This is a genomic window from Phycicoccus sp. Soil748 (assembly GCF_001428025.1).
Lineage (GTDB): Bacteria > Actinomycetota > Actinomycetes > Actinomycetales > Dermatophilaceae > Pedococcus.
Map to the genome: position 1 here is coordinate 223,462 of NZ_LMSC01000012.1, position 16,701 is coordinate 240,162.

19 protein-coding genes and 1 tRNA gene are annotated in these 16,701 nt (G+C 73.0%); 16 read left to right on the forward strand and 4 right to left on the reverse strand.

The window, feature by feature from the left end:
• The first annotated feature begins 2 nt into the window (after positions 1-2).
• The 8 genes from ASG70_RS17305 to ASG70_RS17340 all read left to right on the forward strand — a co-directional run bounded on the left by ASG70_RS17305 (position 3) and on the right by ASG70_RS17340 (position 7,102).
• A complete protein-coding gene (locus tag ASG70_RS17305) occupies positions 3-944 on the forward strand; it encodes a ScpA family protein (protein WP_056885343.1) in 942 nt (313 codons plus the stop codon).
• The gene (gene scpB / locus ASG70_RS17310) at positions 937-1,632 is read left to right on the forward strand and encodes an SMC-Scp complex subunit ScpB (RefSeq protein ID WP_056885073.1); all 696 of its coding nucleotides are present in this window, start codon (positions 937-939) and stop codon (positions 1,630-1,632) included. Before ASG70_RS17305 ends, scpB begins: the two co-directional genes overlap by 8 nt.
• Positions 1,629-2,672, forward strand: coding sequence for a pseudouridine synthase (locus ASG70_RS17315; protein ID WP_056885074.1), 1,044 nt, complete (start codon positions 1,629-1,631; stop codon positions 2,670-2,672). Before scpB ends, ASG70_RS17315 begins: the two co-directional genes overlap by 4 nt.
• 36 nt (positions 2,673-2,708) lie before the next feature.
• Entirely contained in the window at positions 2,709-3,791 is a 1,083-nt protein-coding gene (locus tag ASG70_RS17320) for a prephenate dehydrogenase (protein WP_056885075.1), read from the forward strand.
• Positions 3,792-3,882: 91 nt separating this feature from the next.
• Positions 3,883-4,587 carry a (d)CMP kinase gene (gene cmk / locus ASG70_RS17325; RefSeq protein WP_056885076.1) on the forward strand — a complete coding sequence of 235 codons (705 nt, stop codon included), beginning with the start codon at positions 3,883-3,885 and terminating at the stop codon, positions 4,585-4,587.
• Positions 4,584-5,282, forward strand: coding sequence for a 1-acyl-sn-glycerol-3-phosphate acyltransferase (locus ASG70_RS17330; RefSeq protein ID WP_235531563.1), 699 nt, complete (start codon positions 4,584-4,586; stop codon positions 5,280-5,282). The genes cmk and ASG70_RS17330 overlap by 4 nt, the downstream gene beginning before the upstream one ends.
• A gap of 164 nt (positions 5,283-5,446) precedes the next feature.
• Complete coding sequence (gene der / locus ASG70_RS17335; RefSeq protein WP_056885078.1) at positions 5,447-6,904, forward strand: ribosome biogenesis GTPase Der; 1,458 nt, start codon at positions 5,447-5,449, stop codon at positions 6,902-6,904.
• A 124-nt stretch (positions 6,905-7,028) separates the two neighbouring features.
• Positions 7,029-7,102, forward strand: a tRNA-Pro gene (locus ASG70_RS17340).
• Here the strand turns inward: ASG70_RS17340 and ASG70_RS19075 are convergent.
• On the reverse strand, positions 7,094-8,230 hold the full coding sequence (locus ASG70_RS19075; RefSeq protein ID WP_162253938.1) for a serine hydrolase domain-containing protein: 1,137 nt from the start codon (positions 8,228-8,230) through the stop codon (positions 7,094-7,096). The two genes, ASG70_RS17340 and ASG70_RS19075, sit on opposite strands and share 9 nt — an antisense overlap.
• Positions 8,231-8,374: 144 nt before the next feature.
• On the opposite strand from ASG70_RS19075, the gene ASG70_RS17350 reads away from it, so the two are divergent.
• From ASG70_RS17350 to ASG70_RS17365, 4 genes are all read left to right on the forward strand, one after another.
• Positions 8,375-8,743, forward strand: coding sequence for a hypothetical protein (locus ASG70_RS17350; RefSeq protein WP_056885080.1), 369 nt, complete (start codon positions 8,375-8,377; stop codon positions 8,741-8,743).
• A gap of 69 nt (positions 8,744-8,812) precedes the next feature.
• Positions 8,813-9,937 (forward strand): DNA glycosylase AlkZ-like family protein, encoded by a 1,125-nt coding sequence (locus tag ASG70_RS17355; RefSeq protein ID WP_056885081.1) that lies wholly within the window; start codon positions 8,813-8,815, stop codon positions 9,935-9,937.
• Positions 9,938-10,648: a hypothetical protein gene (locus ASG70_RS17360; RefSeq protein ID WP_056885082.1), complete on the forward strand. Its 711-nt coding sequence runs from the start codon at positions 9,938-9,940 to the stop codon at positions 10,646-10,648. It abuts the gene before it with no gap.
• Positions 10,649-10,666: 18 nt separating this feature from the next.
• Positions 10,667-11,158, forward strand: a complete 492-nt coding sequence (locus ASG70_RS17365; RefSeq protein WP_056885083.1) for a hypothetical protein — start codon at positions 10,667-10,669, stop codon at positions 11,156-11,158.
• Positions 11,159-11,255: 97 nt separating this feature from the next.
• On the opposite strand, the gene ASG70_RS17370 is transcribed toward ASG70_RS17365, so the two are convergent.
• From ASG70_RS17370 to ASG70_RS17380, 3 genes are all read right to left on the reverse strand, one after another.
• Positions 11,256-12,023 carry a class I SAM-dependent methyltransferase gene (locus ASG70_RS17370; protein ID WP_056885084.1) on the reverse strand — a complete coding sequence of 256 codons (768 nt, stop codon included), beginning with the start codon at positions 12,021-12,023 and terminating at the stop codon, positions 11,256-11,258.
• A 66-nt stretch (positions 12,024-12,089) separates the two neighbouring features.
• Positions 12,090-12,734 (reverse strand): DUF2461 domain-containing protein, encoded by a 645-nt coding sequence (locus tag ASG70_RS17375; RefSeq protein WP_056885085.1) that lies wholly within the window; start codon positions 12,732-12,734, stop codon positions 12,090-12,092.
• A gap of 42 nt (positions 12,735-12,776) precedes the next feature.
• The gene (locus ASG70_RS17380; RefSeq protein WP_056885086.1) at positions 12,777-13,925 is read right to left on the reverse strand and encodes a MalY/PatB family protein; all 1,149 of its coding nucleotides are present in this window, start codon (positions 13,923-13,925) and stop codon (positions 12,777-12,779) included.
• Positions 13,926-13,967: 42 nt separating this feature from the next.
• Here ASG70_RS17380 and ASG70_RS17385 point away from each other — a divergent pair, with 42 nt between their 5' ends.
• The 4 genes from ASG70_RS17385 to ASG70_RS17400 are packed head-to-tail and all read left to right on the forward strand — an operon-like array spanning position 13,968 to position 16,681.
• Positions 13,968-14,582 (forward strand): CDP-alcohol phosphatidyltransferase family protein, encoded by a 615-nt coding sequence (locus ASG70_RS17385; RefSeq protein WP_056885087.1) that lies wholly within the window; start codon positions 13,968-13,970, stop codon positions 14,580-14,582.
• A 7-nt stretch (positions 14,583-14,589) separates the two neighbouring features.
• On the forward strand, positions 14,590-15,555 hold the full coding sequence (locus ASG70_RS17390) for a DUF881 domain-containing protein (protein WP_056885088.1): 966 nt from the start codon (positions 14,590-14,592) through the stop codon (positions 15,553-15,555).
• Complete coding sequence (locus ASG70_RS17395; protein WP_056885089.1) at positions 15,552-15,884, forward strand: small basic family protein; 333 nt, start codon at positions 15,552-15,554, stop codon at positions 15,882-15,884. Before ASG70_RS17390 ends, ASG70_RS17395 begins: the two co-directional genes overlap by 4 nt.
• Positions 15,881-16,681, forward strand: a complete 801-nt coding sequence (locus ASG70_RS17400) for a DUF881 domain-containing protein (RefSeq protein WP_082590974.1) — start codon at positions 15,881-15,883, stop codon at positions 16,679-16,681. Before ASG70_RS17395 ends, ASG70_RS17400 begins: the two co-directional genes overlap by 4 nt.
• Positions 16,682-16,701: the final 20 nt, after the last annotated feature.

Genomic DNA, 16,701 nt, shown 5'->3' on the forward strand with positions numbered 1-16,701 from the left:
AGGTGACCGAGGCGGCCACCGCCGTCGAGGGGCCGTCTGCCGGACAGGTCACCCCCGGCGGCGTCATCACCCGTCGCAGCGGCGGTGCCCCGTTCGAGGTGCACCTGGACGTGTTCTCCGGACCGTTCGACCTGCTGCTCGGGCTCATCAGCAAGCACAAGCTCGACATCACCGAGATCGCCCTGGCGAAGGTGACCGACGAGTTCATCGCCCACATCAAGGCCGCCCAGTCCTCGGACTCCGAGTGGGACCTGGGGCAGGCCTCCGAGTTCCTGCTCATCGCCGCGACGCTGCTCGACATCAAGTCGGCCCGACTGCTGCCGCAGACCGGTCCGCAGGACGAGGAGGACCTCGCCCTCATCGAGGCCCGCGACCTGCTGTTCGCGCGGTTGCTGCAGTACCGCGCGTTCAAGGACATCGCGTTCACCTTCGCCGAGCGGATGGCCACCGCCGGGCGGATGACCCCGCGGCAGGCCGGTATCGAGCCGCAGTTCGCCAAGCTCCTGCCCGAGCTCGTCATCAACATCACCCCCGAGCAGCTCGCCATGGTCGCCGCCCGGGCGATGACCCCGAAGGTGCCGCCGACGGTGGGGCTCGAGCACCTGCACGCGCCACAGGTCAGCGTCCGCGAGCAGGCCGGCCTCATCGGGACCCGGCTGCGCACCGAACGGGTCTGCTCGTTCCGGTCGCTGGTGGCCGACGCCGACTCCACGCTGGTCATCGTGGCGCGGTTCCTGGCCCTGCTGGAGCTGTTCCGGGAGGCGGCCATCGCGTTCGAGCAGGCCGAGGCCCTCGGCGAGCTCACCGTGCGCTGGACCGGCACGGACGACGGCGACATCGAGGTCAGTGACGAGTTCGACGAGGGCGACGAGTTGGACGAGGGCGACGAGCGCGACGGCACGACCGACGACGCAGGCGACGAGGAGAAGACGACCGATGAGTGAGCAGCAACCTGAGCCCGTCGCGGCGGCCGGACCCGACGCGGCGGTCGAGGTGGACGCGGGGGTGGTCGCCGACGAGACGCCCGTGGAGCCAGAGGTGGTCGCCGAGGAGCAGATCGCCTTCGACGTCAACGACTTCCCGGGCGGCGCCCGTGGCGCGATCGAGGCCGTGCTCATGGTCGTCGACGAGCCCGTCACCGAGATGGCGCTCGCCTCCGCCCTGGAGCTGCCCGTCGACGACGTGCGCAGCCACCTCGAGAAGCTCGAGGCCGAGTACGCCGCGCAGCAGCGCGGGTTCACGCTGCGGTCAGTGGCCGGCGGGTGGCGGGTCTACAGCCGCTCCGACTACGCACCGGTGGTCGAGAAGTTCCTCCTCGACGGCCAGCAGGCCAAGCTCACCCAGGCGTCCCTCGAGACCCTTGCGGTGATCGCCTACCGCCAGCCCATCTCCCGGTCGCGGGTGTCCGCGGTGCGTGGCGTCAACGTCGACGGCGTCGTGCGCACCCTGGTCAACCGTGGCCTCATCGAGGAGCTCGGCACCGAGACCGAGGGCGGCGCCGTGCTCTACGGCACCACCGCCTACTTCCTCCAGCGTCTGGGGCTCGGCAGCCTCGACGACCTCCCGGCCCTCGCGCCGTACCTTCCCGAGATCGACGTGCTCGACGAGATAGCAGAACAGGGACGCGGATGACACCCCCACGCAGCAGAGACAGCGGAGCCGGATCGGGCCGAGGCGGCGGAGGTGGTCGCGCCGGAGGCTCCGGTGCGAGCCGTTCCGGCGGTGGTCGCCCGGGGTCCGGTGCCGGGCAGGGCGGCGGCCGCGGAGCCGGTGGCCGCGGCGGTGCTGGTGGCCGTGGTGCCGGCGGCACGGGCGGTCGGCCAGGTCCGCGCGGTGGCGCGCAGGGCCGGCCCGAGCGGCCCCAGCGCGGCAGTTCCGGCACGACCAAGCGCAGCCAGCCCACCCGGGTCCCGCGCGAGCAGCCCGTGCCGACCGTCGACGTCCACGACCCCGACGGCGTCCGGCTGCAGAAGCTGCTCGCGGCGGCGGGCGTCGGCTCGCGCCGGGTCTGCGAGAACCTCATCAGCGAGGGGCGCGTCGAGGTCGACGGGCACGTCGTCACCGAGCTCGGTGTCCGCATCCGTCCCGACCAGACCGTCCACGTCGACGGCGTCAAGGTCCAGCTCGACGAGAGCCGCGTCTACTTCGCCTTCAACAAGCCGCTCGGCGTCGTCACGACCATGAACGACGAGCTCGGCCGGATCAACATCGGCGACTACGTCGGCAACCGCACCGAGCGTCTCTTCCACGTCGGCCGGCTCGACGCCGACACGGAGGGCCTGCTGCTGCTCACCAACGACGGCGAGCTCGCCCACCGCCTCCAGCACCCCCAATACGGCGTCCTCAAGACCTACCTGGCGCAGATCCCCGGCCCCGTGCCGCGCGACATCGGCAAGCAGCTGCGCGAGGGCGTGACCCTCGAGGACGGTCCGGCGTCGGTCGACTCGTTCAGGATCATCGACTCCCAGCCCGGCAAGGCGCTGGTCGAGGTGGTCCTGCACGAGGGGCGCAAGCACATCGTGCGGCGCCTGCTCGAAGCCGTCGGCCACCCCGTCCTGTCGCTGGTGCGCGTGCAGGTCGGCCCGATCCACCTCGGCGACACCAAGCCCGGCAAGATGCGCAAGCTCAACAAGGACGAGGTCGGCAAGCTCTACACCGCAGCCGGACTCTAGAGCGGCGGGTCACGGCGCGTCGGTAGCCTTCGCCTCGTGACCCCACGCGTCAGGATCGTCGGCACCGGCCTCATCGGCACGAGCCTGGGCATCGCCCTGTCCCGCGCCGGGTATGCCGTGGTGCTCACCGACCCGTCGCCCACCGCGACCGCGCTGGCGCGGGACCTCGGGGCCGGGGCGGTCGCCTCCCCGGACGACGCGGCACCAGACGTCGTCGTGGTCGCCGCACCGCCCGACGTGGCGGGGCAGGTGGTCGCCGACGAGCTCGAGCGGTGGTCCTCGGCGGTGGTCACCGACGTCGCCTCCGTCAAGGTGGCCGTCCTCGACCAGGTGCGGGCCCTGGGGGGCGACCTCACGCGGTACGTAGGGTCGCACCCCATGGCCGGCCGCGAGCGGTCCGGCGCTGTCGCGGCCAGGGGAGACCTGTTCGACGGCCGGGCCTGGGTCGTGGTGCCGGGCGACGCGTCCTCGCCGTTTGCCGTCGAGACCGTCCGCGCACTCGCCCTGGCCGCTGGCGGCACGGTGAGCGTGATGAGCCCGGCAGACCACGACGCCGCGGTGGCGGCGGTGTCCCACGTGCCCCAGCTCGCTGCCTCACTGGTCGCCGGTCGCCTGCGTGACCTGTCCGACCCAGCCGTGGCGCTGTCCGGGCAGGGCATCCGTGACGTCACCCGCATCGCGGCCAGCGACCCGCAGCTGTGGACCCAGATCCTGGCCGGCAACGCCGGGGCGGTCCGGGAGGTCCTCGCGCACGTGCACGACGAGCTCGGCGAGGTCATCGCCGCGCTGGACACCCTGACCGGCGGCGACGGGGTGGGCGCCCGGGAGGTGCTGGCGAGGGTCGTCGCCCAGGGGAACGCCGGCCACGCGAGGATCCCGGGCAAGCACGGTGCCGCGCCCACGGCGTACTCGACCGTGGTGGTGCTCGTGCCCGACCAGCCGGGACAGCTGGCCCGGCTGCTGCACGACGTGGGCGACGCCGGGGTCAACCTCGAGGACCTGCACCTCGAGCACGGGCTGGGGCAGCCGTTCGGCCTCGCGGAGGTCTCGGTGCTTCCCGCGGTGGCCTCCCGGCTCGCCGACGAGCTGCAGGCCCGCGGCTGGCGCCTGCACGCCTGACCGGCCGCCGGCCGAGGCGCGTCGCGGGGCAGGGCGGTCCCCGCGGACGGGCGTCGCGCCGGTCGCACGCCTGCCCATAGGCTTGTCGGCCATGAGCAGTGAGCACCTCGTCGTGGCGATCGACGGCCCCTCCGGGTCCGGCAAGTCCAGCGTCTCGCGGGCGGTGGCCCGCGAGCTCGGCATCGGCTACCTCGACACCGGCGCCATGTACCGCGCGGTCACCTGGTGGTGCCTCGAGGAGGGGGTCGACCTCGACGACGCCGCTGCCGTGGAGCAGGCCTCGCGCGACATCCCGCTGGAGATGGGCACCGACCCGGCCCACGCCAGCGTGCGGGTCAGTGGCCGCGAGATCGAGGACGACATCCGCACGACGCGCGTGAGCGAGGTCGTGTCGAAGGTCGCCACCAACACCGGGGTCCGCCCGGTGCTGCAGCAGCTCCAGCGCGACCTCATCGACCAGGTCGCCACGCAGACCGGGGGAGTGGTCGCGGAGGGGCGCGACATCACCACGGTCGTGGCCCCCGACGCCGACGTCCGGGTGCTCCTCACGGCCAGCGTCGAGGCGCGGTTGCGCCGACGGTCCAAGGACCTGCACGGCCACGACGCCGACCACGCCGTCGAGGCCACCCGCGACCAGATCGTGCGCCGGGACGCCGACGACTCCACCGTCTCCGAGTTCACCGAGGCCGCCGAGGGCGTGCACCTCGTCGACACCTCCGACCTGGACTTCGAGCAGAGCGTCGCGGCGGTCATCGACGTCGTCCGCCGGGAGGCCCCGGCCAAGGCCGGCGTGTGACCGCCGCGCCCCCGGCCCCTGCGGTCACCCCCCGGTGGCGGGTGATGATCAACATCGTCGTCGGCCGGGTGCTGTTCGGCACGCTCTACCGGGTGACCACGGTGGGTCGTGACCGCGTGCCGAAGGGCGGACCGGTCCTCTTCGTCGGCAACCACGTGGGTGTCCTCGACGGCCCGATGCTGCCCGCGCTCGCGCCGCGCCCGACCTGCGTGCTCGTCAAGCGCGAGCTGTTCAAGGGCCTGCTCGGGTGGTTCCTGCGGTTCATCGGCCACATCCCCGTGACCCGCAACTCCGGGGACCGCAGCGCCCTGACCTCTGCGGTGGCCGTCCTCAGGTCGGGCGGCGCCGTGGGCATCTTCCCCGAGGGGACCAGGGGTCGCGGTGACGTCTCCGCCGTGCAGCAGGGCGCTGCCTGGCTGGCTCTCCAGGGTGGCGCGACGGTCGTGCCGGTGGCGTTCCTCGGCACCAGGGCGACAGGCGCCTCGACGGGCTCGCTGCCGAGGCTCGGCAGCCGCATGGTCGTCGAGTTCGGCCACCCCGTGGAGCTGGCTGCCGACACCGGGCTCAAGGGCCGCGCCCGCCTGGCGGCCGCCACGACCCAGCTGCGCGACGTCCTCGCCGACCACGTGTCCGAGGCCTCCGTGCGTCACCAGGTCGCGCTGCCCGACGACGACGGGGCGCGCGCGAAGGCGTGAACCGCGGGCGGCCCCCGGGGTCCTGAGGCGGGAGAGGCGAGGGAGAGGAGGGTGCCGCGCAGCGGCGCGTGTCCTGGCCGCACCCGAAAGTGCGCGACAATGTGGGGCGGCCCTGCGCGATACCGCGCGCGTGGCCGGACCACAGACCGACGCAAGGACCTTTCGTGAGTGAGCACCTGACCGACGACTCGACTGTCGAGCGCGCCCTGCGCGTGGGACTTGAGGACTTCGACCTCACCGACGAGGACCGTTCGCTCATCGACGGCGAGCTCGACGAGGACGGCTTCGTCGTCGGCAGCGGGCCGCTGCCGGTCGTCGCGGTCGTCGGCCGTCCCAACGTCGGCAAGTCGACCCTCGTCAACCGCATCCTCGGCCGCCGCGAGGCCGTCGTCGAGGACGTGCCCGGGGTGACCCGTGACCGTGTCGCCTACGACGCCGACTGGGCCGGGCGCCGGTTCACCCTCGTCGACACCGGCGGCTGGGAGATCGACGCCACCGGCATCCACCTGCGCGTCGCCGAGCAGGCCGAGGTCGCCGTCGACCTCGCGGACGTGGTCATGTTCGTCGTCGACGCGACGGTCGGGGCCACCGACGACGACGAGGCGGTCGTGAAGCTGCTGCGCCGCTCCGGCAAGCCGGTCGTGCTCGTGGCCAACAAGGTCGACGACCAGCGCACCGAGGCCGACGCCGCCGCCCTGTGGAACCTCGGTCTCGGCCAGCCCTGGCCCGTCTCGGCGCTGCACGGCCGGGGGAGCGGCGACGTCCTCGACGCCGTCCTCGAGGTGCTGCCGTCGGTCGCCGCCAACTCCGAGGCCTACCAGCGGGGTGGCCCGCGCCGGGTGGCGCTCATCGGGCGTCCCAACGTCGGCAAGTCCTCGCTGCTCAACAAGCTCGCCGGTGAGGACCGCGTCGTCGTCGACAACGTCGCCGGCACCACCCGCGACCCCGTCGACGAGTTCATCGAGCTCGGAGGCAAGACCTGGCGCTTCGTCGACACCGCCGGCATCCGTCGCCGCGTGCACCAGACCCGCGGCGCCGACTTCTACGCCTCGCTGCGCACGCAGACCGCGCTCGAGAAGGCCGAGGTCGCCGTCGTCCTCATCGACGCCGAGCAGTCGATCGCCGAGCAGGACATCCGCGTGGTGCAGCAGGTCATCGACGCCGGTCGCGCACTGGTCGTCGCCTACAACAAGTGGGACCTGCTCGACGAGGAGCGCCGCTACTACCTCGAGCGCGAGATCGAGCGCGAGCTCGTGCAGATCCCGTGGGCGCCGCGCGTCAACATCTCGGCCAAGACGGGTCGCGCCGTCGAGAAGCTCGTGCCCGCACTCGAGAAGTCGCTCGACTCGTGGGACTTCCGCGTGCCGACCGGCCGCCTGAACGCGTTCTTCGGCGAGATCGTCGCGTCCAACCCCCACCCGGTGCGCGGTGGCAAGCAGCCGCGCATCCTGTTCGCGACCCAGGCCTCGACCCGCCCCCCGCGGTTCGTGGTCTTCGCCTCGGGCTTCCTCGAGGCCGGCTACCGCCGGTTCCTCGAGCGTCGCCTGCGTGAGGAGTTCGGCTTCGAGGGGACGCCGATCGAGGTCTCGGTGCGCGTCCGCGAGAAGCGCCGCCGCAAGTAGGCGACCGTCGGAAGCCGGTGCACGCCATACCGATTTCAAGCAGCGGTATGGCGTGCGCTAGGGTTTCGTTCGCTCCCGCGGACCTGCCTCGGCACGGTTCCGGCGCGGGGTGACAACTCAAGAACGGGCTGTGGCGCAGCTTGGTAGCGCACTTGACTGGGGGTCAAGGGGTCGCAGGTTCAAATCCTGTCAGCCCGACGTTCGTGAGGGTCCGGTCTGCTTCGGCAGGCCGGGCCCTTCTGCGTTCCCGGTGGACCCCGGGGTGTACTCCGCGTGGACCGCCTCCCACACCTGGTCCGCGCGGGCGTGGCCACCCAGCCCGCGGGTGAGGTAGGCGGCGCCGTACCCCGCGGCGGGCTCGGCCCACGCGGCGCACCCACCGGCGCCGCCCATCCCCAGGTCGACGCGGCCGTCCTCGTCGTCGAGCTGGAACCCCAGCGTCCACGTGACGTCCCGACCGATGACCCCGTCGTAGCCGCTCGCCGCGGGGGAGGTGTAGGCCCGCCACAGGTCGCGCCCGAGCAGCCCCGCGACATACCCGTCCGGCCGGAGCACGTCGTCGTAGAACCGGGCGAGAGACAGGGCGTTGGCGTGCAGGGACACGGCCGGGAAGGCGGTGCGCCGGAAGTGGTCGGAGTTCAGCACCTCGGGGTCGAGCAGGCCCGCGGGCCGACCGAGCGCCGGCCCCCACCGGGGGTCCGCGAGGTACGCAGCTGCCCAGTCGTCAGTGGGTTCCACCAGACGGGCGACCCGAGCGAGGTCGGGCTCCTCGAGTCGCAGGTGCAGGTCCCACCCGGCGGCCCGGGCGATGCCCGCGAACCGCTCCGCCAGCGGCACGCCGGTGGCCCGACGCAGCACCTCGTCGAGGAGGTGGCCGTAGGTGAGGGCGTGCTCGGCGACTCCCGCGCCCGGTGCGTGGACGGGCGCAGCGCCGGCCAGCAACTCCACGAGCGCGTCCCGGTCGTCGTACTCGAGGCGCGCCGCCTCCTCCGGGAAGGCAGGCAGTCCGGCCTGGTGCGAGAGCAGTTGTAGCAGGGTCGTCGCCTGCTTGCCCCGGCACCCGTACTCCGGCCACGCAGAGGCGACGGGCTGGTCCAGGTCGAGGGTTCCCTCGCCCACGGCGCTCAGGAGGGTCAGGGCGGCGAACGGCTTGGCGACCGAGAAGGTCATCACCAGGGTGTCGGGCGTCCACGGTGCGGTGTCGTCGCGGGTGCCGCCGGCGTGGTCGACCTCCACCAGCCCGTCCCGCACGACGGCGACGGCCGCGCCGGGCTCCTGCCCGGAGGCGACCAGACCGTCCAGCACCTCGCCGGGCCTGGGACTCACGCGACCCACCATAGGACCCCGTGCCCTGCCGTGGACCGGTCGTCGTGCGGTCGGTCGAGGTGCGGTCGGTCGAGGTGCGGGACCGAAGGCCCCTGTCCTGCCGCTGCATGGCTGCCACGCTGGAGGTGGACAGGGAGGTGTGTGATGGCAACCACCAACCGCGCTCCGCACGTCGGAGCCCATCGCACCAGCAGCAGCGGAAGCAACTTCACCCGGGCGTGGATCGCCGTGGGATCCATCCCGCTGTTCTTCATCGTGGCGTTCGCCGTGGGGCAGGGCCTCTACGCGCTCCTCGGCTACAAGCCCGAGGAGGCCAACGTCCCCCTGTGGGTCGGCCTCGTCGCCGGGGTACCCGCCATCGTCCTGTTCCTCCTGCCCTGCGCCGCGGCAGTCTGGTTCGGCAACAAGGCCCGCGTGGCGGGGCGGCAAGCCGCGCTGCTGCCGATGCTCATCGGTGCTGTCCTCGGGCTGTGGATGGTGGTCATGAACGTCGTCTCGGTGGTGGCGGGATAGCTCTCGCGGCCGGTCCCCACGTGGTGCTGACGGTGGCGAGACGGCCGCGTCCGGTGCGAGGGTGTCCGCATGGAGGCGCGGTCCGAGGCATCGGTCAGCTGGCCACGGGCGCTGGCGTGGCGGCTGGGGCGCCAGCTGCTCGACCCGGTCGGTGACGAGTCGGTCGGGGGAGTCGTGCAGCGACTCGGCGCGGTGCCGGCCATGGACGACTCGCTGGCCGAGCTGGCCGTGCGCACGCGGCGTACGCGCTCACGCCCCGGCGAGCTGGCCGAGGCGCTGGCCGACGGTGAGGTGGTCAAGGCCTTCGCCTTCCGGGGTGCCGTGCACTACCTGTCGCCGGAGGACGGCGGGGCCTACCTCGCGCTGCGCGCAGCGGGGCGGCAGTGGGAGCGCACGAGCTGGGTCGACTTCTACGGGCTCACACCACAGGCCTGGCCGGCGTTCCGCACTGCGGTGCGCGAGGCGCTGTCCGGCGGCCCGCTCACCGTGGCCGAGCTGGGTGCCGCGGTGACCCGGCACCGTGACTACCGGCACCTGCGTGCGGTGTTCGACGACGGCGCGGGCACCTTGGTCAAACCGCTGACCTGGCAGGGCGACATGGGCTTCGGTCCACCGCGGGGCGGCCGGGCCACCTTCCAGCGGCTCGACACCACCCCGCGCTGGCAGGGCATCCCCGACCTCGACGAGGCAGGGCACCACGCGGTCGAGTCCTACTTCCGCAGCTACGGCCCGGCGACGCGCGACCACGTGCACTACTGGCTGGGCAACGGGCTCAGTGCCGGCCGCCGACGCATCGACGGCTGGCTCGCCTCGCTGTCGGAGCGGCTCGTGCCCCTCGACGTCGACGGCACGACCGCCTACGTCCTGCACGAGGACGTCGAGGCGCTGCTGGCGGCGGAGCCCTCGAACGAGGTGCGGTTCCTGCCCGGCCACGACCAGTGGGTCATGGGGCCGGGTACGAAGGACGAGAGTGTCACCCCCGCGTCGCGGCGCGACGCCGTGACCCGCAAAGCGAACCTCGTCATCGTCGGCGGGGTGGTCAGTGGCACGTGGAAGGTGCGTGCCGACCACGTCGAGGTCACTGGGTTCGACGACGACCGACCGGTGCCACGGCAGGGCCTCGAGGACGAGACGCGTCGCCTCGGTTCCATCCTGGGCCGGCCGGTGCGGCTCGCCCTGGCTGGGAGCGCCTGAGTGGACGAGGTCCGACGCCTGCACGACCCCGGCGTGGGTGACTGGCTGCAGCCCCGTCTGGTCGAGTGGCGCGCCGCAGGTGCTCGCGGGGTCCCGGTGGGGGCCGTGGTGCCGACTGGCTACGAGGCGGTGGTGCGCGTCCTGCACCCGCCGGGCGACGGCCGGACCTGGGCGCAGGTGGCGGCGGCGTCCGGGTGCCTCATCCATCCGCTCGCCCAGTGGTGCTGCATCGCGGCCGACTTCCGCGGCGACGGCCGGCACAGCGACATCGACCCGGACGAGGGCTCCGTCCCTGCCTCCACCCTCGGGGCGGTCCTCGACCACTGCCCCGGTGAGGGGCGCCTCTACCAGGCGGTGTGGGACGGCTTCGGGTCCTGGACGGAGGGTCGCCACGAGCTGGGAGAGCTGGTGCGCGGCCGGGGAAGGGACTACCTGGTCTTCGAGACACCGAGGGCGCCGGTGACGCGGTGGCCGGGTATGCAGCCCCACTGGCCCCAGTCGGCCAACCTCGTCTGGCCGCCCGACCGTGCCTGGTGCATCGCCACGGAGATCGACTGGGACAGCACCCTCGTCGCAGGCTCGGCGGCGATGTGCAGGGCGCTGCTGGGGGACGCCAGGCTGGAGGCGTTCGAGGTGCACTACGACGACGACCTCAGCTGGTGCGGCGACACCCTCAACCCTCGTCCCGGGTGGCTCACCGGCTGCCCCTGAGCGTGGTTCAATCACCGCGTGGACCTGACGAAGGCGTTCAGCGCCGAGGAGTACGCCGGCGCTCTCGAGTCCTGGGACTGGCTCGACCTGTCGGCCGCGACGCCGGTCATGGCGACGCTGTTCGGCGACGTCATCCTCGAGGTGCCGGGAGGGTTCGCGTTCCTCGACACGGTGGAGGGCGCCCTGTCCACGCCCTGGGGTGACCGGGACGCGGTCGAGGCGAGCCTGCTCAGCCAGGACGGCCAGGACCGCTACCTCATGGGCGAGCTCGCGGTCGCGGCTGCCGAGCAGGGCATCGTGCCGGGCGAGGCGCAGGTGCTCAGCTTCGTCCACCCTCCGGTGCTCGGGGGACCGCTCACGGTCGACAACCTTGAGGTGCAGGACTTCGTGGTGGCGACCAACATCTGCGGGCAGATCCACCAGCAGGTGCTGGACCTCCCGCCGGGGACGCCGATCGCCGGTGTGGCCGTCGAGGGTCTTGCAGTCGACGGTGCCGTGGCCGAGGGCTGAGGCCGCCAGCCAGCAGGCGGCCGGCTGCAACGCGGAGGGGAGCCGGACCTGCCGGTCCGGAGGGTTCGAGCCCGACGGGTCGGTCCGTAGAGAGAGGTCAGGCCGGCTGCACCGTGGCCCTGACGCACCATGAGGACGCGGCCACCTCGAACGGCCCGTCCGGCACGCTGCGCCGGCACGCGGCCACCAGGGCGTCGCGGCGATCCTCGTCGAGACCGGCCACGTACACCCCTGCCGGTCCGACCCCGAGCAGGTAGGGCTCCCACCACTGCTCGAACGACTCGAAGGGGACGTGGACGGTGATGACCGACTCCTCCGCTCCAGCCAGCCCAGCCGCGTCGAAGAGCCTGGCCAGGTCGCCCTCGCGCACGCCCGCGTAGTCGCTCTCGCCCTCCTCCTGCGGGTCGACCGCGCGCACCGCCTCCCAGAAGAGTGACAGCGGCCCGTTGCCGGACGCGTGGTTCCACACGGCGGCTGCGACCGTGCCACCCGGACGCGTGACGCGTGCCATCTCCGCCAGGCCGGCCACCGGGTCGGCCATGAAGTGCACGACGAGCTGGGCCAGGCTGGCGTCGAACGTCCCGTCCGCGAACGGCAGGTCCTCCGCGGTGGCGACCCTCACCTCGAGCCCGGGGAACCGAGCCCGCGTCGCCTCGACGAACGGCTCCGACGGGTCGACCGCAGCCACGCCCGCAACCCCGAGGGCGTCGACGAGGCGGGCGGTGAGTGCGCCGGGTCCGCAGCCCACGTCGAGCGCCCGCTGCCCGGGCCGCAGCTCGGCGACCTGGACGAACTGGTCGGCGAGCGGCTCGGAGAACCGGCCCATGAACCTGCCGTACGCCTGCGCTGGGACGAGGAAGCTCATCCCCGGACTGTAGGACGCACCCGGCAGTTCCGACAGTGGCTCGAGCCGCCGCCGGGAAGCCCAACGTCACTCGACGGCGACGTGCTCCAGCACCCACTCGGTGAGCGGGCGCACACGACGCCAGGCAGCGCGTACCTCGTCCGCGGCACGCGGCGTCGACAGCCACGCTGGGGTGCCCACGCGGCGCAGGGCCATGAGCTCCTTGCGGCGCAGCAGCTCCAGTCTCGGGTGGTCGGCGTCGTACCCCTTGGGCCGGGTCTTCAGCGCTGCGCCCTCGAGGGTGAAGCCGGCCGACCCGAGCTCGGCGACGATGCGCTCGAGCGCCGGCCCGGCGGCGCTGGAGTCCACGGCCGCGCGGTACCTGGCCGTCTCGGCAGGGGAGTGGGCGCGGAAGCCCCCGCCGACCACGAGGCCGTCGCCGCCGAGCTGGAGGTACCACCCGGCACCCTTCTCCCGACCGGTCAGCGCCGCCTGGTGGGTCTTGTACGGCGACTTGTCGGCGCTGAAGCGCAGGTTGCGGTTGGGGCGGAACAGCTTGCCCGGGCCGAACTCGTCGGCGAGCTCGGCGACCAGCGCGCGCATCGGGTCGCGGACCTCGCGCTGCCACTGCTCCTTGTGCTCGGCCCAGAACTCGCGGGTGTTGTCCTCCTCGAGGTCCTGGTAGAACTCCACGCCCCACGTGGGGAAGCCTGCGAACGCACGGTCGGCCATCGGGCCACTGTGCCACGCCGGCTGGACTGCCACCGACGGAGCTCAGGAGCCGACAGCCGCGGCGATGCGGCCCACCGCCTCGCGGAGGATGGCCGGCGACGTGCCGAAGTTGAGCCGGGCGTGCCCCGTGCCCCCGTGACCGAAGCCCGGGCCCGGGTGCAGGGCCACCTTCGCGCGGTCCAGCAGGGTCGCGGCCGGGTCGGGCCCCAGGTCGTAGGCGGAGAAGTCGAGCCACGCCAGGAACGTCCCCTGCGGCTCGCGGTAGCGCACGAGCGGAAGCTGCTCGGCCAGCAGGTCGCCGAGCAGGAGGCGGTTGGCCTCGAGCCCCTCGAGCAGCGCATCGAGCCAGGGACCGCCCTCGAGGTAGGCGGCGCGGTGGGCGATGACGCCGAGGTGGGAGGCGCCGTGCGACACCTCCTCGGGGACCCGGGCGAGGTCGTCGACAGCCTCCGGTCCCGGGACCGCCACGGCCGCCTTGAGCCCGGCGAGGTTGAAGGCCTTCGACGCCGACATCAGCGACACCGCGCGCGCCCCGGCCGGCAGCGACGCCACCGGGGTGAACCGCACGCCCGGGTGGGCTAACGGGGCGTGGATCTCGTCGGCGACCACGCGGACGCCGAAGGCCGCCGCGATCTCGAGGACCGCGGTGAGCTCGGCCGGGGTGTGGACGGCGCCGGTCGGGTTCTGGGGGTTGCACAACAGGTATGCCGCCCGGGCGCCCTCGCGGGTCGCCGATGCGCACGCGTCCTCGACCGTCACCGGGTCGAGGCGGCCGTCGGCACCGAGTGGTGCCTCCACCACGCGCCGCCCGAGGCTGTGCACGAACTGGAAGAACGGCGGGTAGACCGGCGAGTTCACGACGACGGCGTCGCCGGGGGAGGTGAACAGCCGGAGCACCTCGACGACGCCCAGCATCACGTCCGGCACCAGCGACATGGTCGCCGGTTCGGGCCGCCAGCCCCACCGGTCGCCGGCGAAGGAGGCCAGCGCCTCGGTGTAGTCCGGGGCCCACGGGTAGCCGGTGTCACCGCGGCGCACCGCGTCGACCACCGCGCGCTGCACCGGCTCCGCCGGGACGACGTCCATCTCGGCGACCCAGAGGGGCAGGACGTCAGGGCCGTAGAGCCGCCACTTCACGCTGCGGCGCGCGTGCAGCGCCTCCAGCCCCGGTCCGTCCAGCGGGTTGTCCATGCCTGCGAACTCTACGGCTGCACCGCCCGTTAGGCTGCGGGCGTGGCAGCCGAGGGTGACCGGGGGACGGGTACGGGGGTGGCCGTGGTCTCCGACCGCGTGCTCACCGTCCCCAACGTGCTGTCCCTGCTGCGCCTGCTCGGCGTCCCGGTCTTCCTGTGGGCGATCCTGGCCGAGCACGACGCCATCGCCCTGGTCACCCTGATGCTCTCCGGGATCAGTGACTACCTCGACGGCAAGATCGCCCGGCACTACGGACTGGAGTCCCGGCTCGGCCAGCTGCTCGACCCGTTCGCCGACCGCCTCTACATCGCCACGACGCTCTTCGGCCTGGCCTGGCGCGACATCATCCCGTGGTGGCTGGTCTGGGCGCTCGTCGGCCGCGAGGTCCTGCTCGCCGGCGTGCTGTGGTGGGTCAAGCGCCACGGCCAGGTCGGCCTGCCCGTCCACTTCGTCGGCAAGGCCGCCACCTTCAACCTCCTCTACGCGTTCCCGCTCCTTCTGCTCGGCCAGGGCACCAGCGGCTTCGCCGAGTGGGCGCTGCCGATCGGGTGGGCCTTCGCGTGGTGGGGCACCGCCCTGTACTGGGTCGCCGGCGTCATGTACATCGTCCAGGCCCGGCAGGTGGTGGCCGTGCGCACGGCTGCCGCCTCCTGAGGTGCCCATGGTCCCCACCTCGCACCGCGACCACCCCCAGACCACGCCCCCGGGGCGCCGTCCGGACGAGTCGATGACGCTGCTCACCTCGATGATGGAGCGGCCCCTCGACCCCGGGTACGCCGCCGCCGCCGAGCGCCGTGTCGCCGAGGGGCTCCCTGCGAGCACCGGCACGCGGACCGCGACGGTCGCCGTGGCGGCGGTGGTGGCGGGCCTGTTGCTGACGCTGGGGGCGGTCGCCCTGCGCGCGCCGTCCACGTCGGCGGCCAAGGCCAAGGCACAGCTCGTCGACCAGGTCGAGTCGCGCCGCAAGGCCGTCGACAGGCAGGAGGCGTCGCTGCGCACCCTGCAGGCGCAGGTCGAGCAGCTGCGTGGCCAGGCCCTGGCCCAGAGCTCGAGCTCGCTGCAGAGCCGGCTCGAGGCGCTCGACGCGGCGTCCGGCGCCCAGGCCCTCACCGGCAAGGGCATCGTCGTCGTCCTCGACAACGCCCCCGGCGTCGACAAGAACAGCGCCGACGGCAACCCCCGCACCGACGCCGGCAGCCAGGAGGGCAAGGTCTTCTCCAAGGACATGCAGGTCGTGGTCAACGGCCTGTGGCAGGCGGGTGCCGAGGCGATCTCCGTCAACGGACAGCGGCTCACCTCGCGGTCCGCCATCCGCTTCGCCGGCGAGGCGATCCTCGTCAACTACCGGCCGCTGGCCCGGCCCTACACGATCACCGTCCTGGGCGACCCCGACAACCTGCAGGTGGAGTTCGCCGACAGTGCGGGTGGCGCCTATGCGCGCGCCCTCAAGGACAACTACGGCATCCGTGTTTCCATTGACGCCGCCGACAAGCTCACCGTCCCGGCCGCCACGTCGCTCACCGTGCGCGAGGCGGCCGTGCCCCGACCCGACCGCACCCCGCCCGGGACCCAGACCGGCAGCCCGACCAGCACCCCATCGTCGCCAACCTCGGAGAACACACCGTGATACCCCTGCTTGGCCTCATCGGCGGAGTGCTCATCGGGCTCCTGTGGGGGCCGGACGTGCCGCTCGTCCTCCAGCCCTACCTGCCCATCGCCGTGATCGCCGCGCTCGACGCGGTCTTCGGTGCGGTGCGGGCGGTCCTCGACGGGATCTTCAACGACAAGGTCTTCGTCGTCTCCTTCCTCGCCAACGTCGTCGTCGCCGCGTTCATCGTCTTCCTCGGTGACCAGCTCGGGGTCGGCTCGCAGCTGTCCACCGGCGTCGTCGTCGTGCTCGGCGTCCGCATCTTCTCCAACGTCGCCTCGATCCGCCGGCACCTGTTCCGGGCATGAGCACCGCCCCTCCCACCCCTCCCAGCCCCCCGACCCGGACCGGTCCGGGCTACGGCCCCGACGACGGCGAGGGCCCGAGCTCGTGGAAGCGGCTGCTGCGCATGGCGCGTCCGCGGGCCACGCGCGCCAACGCGTTCGCCGCCCTGCTCGCCATCGCCCTCGGGTTCGCCATCGCCACGCAGGTCCAGCAGACCGACCAGAGCGGGCTGGAGCAGCTGCGTGAGGACGAGCTGGTCCGCATCCTCGACGACGTCAACCAGGAGCAGGGGCGCCTGGCCAACGACACCCGTGAGCTGGAGAGCAGCCGCGACGCGCTGCTGTCGGGCGCGAGCTCGAGCTCCGAGGCGCTGAAGTCCGCCCAGGACCGCCTCGACACCCTCGGCATCCTCACCGGGACGTCGCCGGCCACCGGACCCGGGATCGTGGTGACCATCAACGACCCCGACCACAAGGTGACCTCCGCGCGCCTCCTCGACGCCCTGCAGGAGCTGCGCGACGCCGGAGCCGAGGCCGTGCAGATCGGCGACGTCCGCGTCGTGGCCAGCACCTGGTTCGCCGACGTCGACGGCGCGATCGAGGTCAGCGGCCAGCGAGTGGCCCAGCCCTACTCCATCAAGGCCATCGGTGACCCGGCCACGATGGCCTCCGCGATGGACATCCCCGGAGGGGTCACCGAGTCCGTCCGCGGCGACGGCGCGACGCCCACGGTGCGGCAGGCCGAGTCGATCGACATCACCGCGTTGCACTCGCTTCAGGCGCCTCGTTACGCTCGGCCCGTCCCGGCGCCGTCGAAGTAGCGAGAGCCGGACCCCACGCC

Excerpts from the sequence above, each read along its gene's own strand:
- ASG70_RS17390 (WP_056885088.1), top strand. The coding sequence starts at position 14,590 with ATGGTCCCCACCTCGCACCGCGACCACCCCCAGACCACGCCCCCGGGG.
- ASG70_RS17400 (WP_082590974.1), top strand. The coding sequence starts at position 15,881 with ATGAGCACCGCCCCTCCCACCCCTCCCAGCCCCCCGACCCGGACCGGT.
- ASG70_RS17355 (WP_056885081.1), top strand. The coding sequence starts at position 8,813 with ATGGAGGCGCGGTCCGAGGCATCGGTCAGCTGGCCACGGGCGCTGGCG.
- scpB (WP_056885073.1), top strand. The coding sequence starts at position 937 with ATGAGTGAGCAGCAACCTGAGCCCGTCGCGGCGGCCGGACCCGACGCG.
- ASG70_RS17375 (WP_056885085.1), bottom strand. The coding sequence starts at position 12,734 with ATGGCCGACCGTGCGTTCGCAGGCTTCCCCACGTGGGGCGTGGAGTTC.
- cmk (WP_056885076.1), top strand. The coding sequence starts at position 3,883 with ATGAGCAGTGAGCACCTCGTCGTGGCGATCGACGGCCCCTCCGGGTCC.
- ASG70_RS17380 (WP_056885086.1), bottom strand. The coding sequence starts at position 13,925 with ATGGACAACCCGCTGGACGGACCGGGGCTGGAGGCGCTGCACGCGCGC.
- ASG70_RS17315 (WP_056885074.1), top strand. The coding sequence starts at position 1,629 with ATGACACCCCCACGCAGCAGAGACAGCGGAGCCGGATCGGGCCGAGGC.
- ASG70_RS17350 (WP_056885080.1), top strand. The coding sequence starts at position 8,375 with ATGGCAACCACCAACCGCGCTCCGCACGTCGGAGCCCATCGCACCAGC.
- ASG70_RS17370 (WP_056885084.1), bottom strand. The coding sequence starts at position 12,023 with ATGAGCTTCCTCGTCCCAGCGCAGGCGTACGGCAGGTTCATGGGCCGG.